The sequence below is a fragment of the Dietzia sp. SLG310A2-38A2 genome, assembly GCF_014145095.1.
In the GTDB taxonomy this organism is placed as follows: Bacteria; Actinomycetota; Actinomycetes; order Mycobacteriales; family Mycobacteriaceae; genus Dietzia.
The window spans coordinates 1,097-2,784 of the sequence record NZ_JAALDX010000533.1 but is presented as its reverse complement, the minus strand read 5'-3'; the positions used below and the strand labels follow the sequence as shown (position 1 = coordinate 2,784).

Genomic DNA, 1,688 nt, shown 5'->3' with positions numbered 1-1,688 from the left:
GAGCACGGAGACCTCCGACGGCGCCTGGTCCGGGATGTCGGCGCGACCGTACCGTCGCACCGCGACCGCGATTCCGGCGGCCACGACCACCAGCGAGGCGGTGGTGACCAACCAGACCGGCAGCACGTGCTCGGCGCTGTGCTCGCCCACGACCGGGGCCAGCCAGCCCTCCAGCCGCCCGCCGATCGCGAGCAGGGCCCCGGAGACCACGGACCCCACAGCGATGAGGATCATCGGCGCCGTCATGGACACCGGCGACTCGTGGGGATGGGCTCCCTCGTGCCATCGCTGCCGGCCGAAGAAGGTCAGGATCATCACGCGCGTCATGTAGAAGGCGGTCAGACCCGCTCCGAGCAACGCCACCGCGCCGAGCAGGTATCCGGCCGCTCCGCCGCCGCCCACGTCGAACGCCGCGGAGATGATGCCCTCCTTGGAGTAGAAGCCGGAGAACGGTGGGACGCCGATGATCGCGAGGTAGCCGAGTCCGAAGGTGACAAAGGTGACCGGCATGACCGCGCGCAGGGCCCCGTAGCGGCGCATGTCGACCTCGTCGTCCAACCCGTGCATCACCGATCCCGCTCCGAGGAACAACCCGGCCTTGAAGAAACCGTGGGTGAGCAGGTGCATGATCGCCAGTGCGTATCCGGCGGGGCCGAACCCGGCGGCCATGACCATGTATCCCACCTGGCTCATGGTGGATGCGGCGAGCACCTTCTTGATGTCGTCCTTCGCGCAGCCGATCACCGCGCCGAAGAGCAGCGTCACCGCGCCGACGGCGATCACGGCCGTCCGCGCCGCCGGGGCCGCGTCGAAGATCGGATTGGCCCGGGTGATCAGGTAGACGCCGGCGGTGACCATGGTGGCCGCGTGGATCAGCGCTGAGACCGGGGTGGGGCCCTCCATGGCGTCCCCGAGCCACGACTGCAGCGGCACCTGGGCGGACTTGGCGCAGGCGCCAAGCAGCAACAGCAGGCCGAGCGCGGTGACCAGGCCGGAGCCGACCCCGTCAGCGGCACCGTCGGCGCCGCTGACGGCCGCGAACACGCCGTCGAAGGACAGGGTCCCCAGCTGCGTCACCATCACCATCAGGGCCACCGCGAGCCCGATGTCCCCGACGCGGTTGACCAGGAACGCCTTCTTGGCCGCCGTGGCCGCGGACGGCTTGTGCTGCCAGAACCCGATCAGCAGGTAGGAGACCAGGCCCACGCCCTCCCACCCCAGGTAGAGGACCAGGAAGTCGTCCGCCATCACCAGCAGCAGCATCGCGGCCAGGAACAGGTTGAGGAAGGCGAAGAACTTGCCTTCCGCGGGGTCGGCGGCCATGTACCCGGTCGAGTACACGTGGATGAGCAGGCCGACGCCGGTGATCAGCAGCACGAACACCATGGAGAGCTGGTCCAGTCGCAGGCCCATGTCCACGTGGAGGTCGCCCACCGAGATCCACGTGAACAGCGTCTGTTGCAGGGTCCGGTCGGCGGCTTCGCGGCCGGCCATGGCGGCGAGCTGCCAGGCGGCCGCGCAGAACGCGGCGAGAGCGGTGGCGCAGCCCAGCAGATGTCCCCACGGGTCGCTGCGGCGGCCCAGGACCAGCAGGAGGGCGGCGCCGAGCAGCGGCAGGCCGGGGATCAGCCAGAGAGTCACATCAGGAGTCATCTGCGCGTCCTCAATACCTGAGCAGACTGGCGTCG

At 69.7% G+C, this 1,688-nt stretch carries 1 protein-coding gene; it reads right to left on the bottom strand.

The window, feature by feature from the left end:
- On the bottom strand, nt 1-1,653 hold a 1,653-nt coding region (nuoL, locus tag G6027_RS16825; protein ID WP_182638138.1), incomplete at its 3' end, for an NADH-quinone oxidoreductase subunit L.
- Nucleotides 1,654-1,688 lie beyond the last annotated feature (35 nt).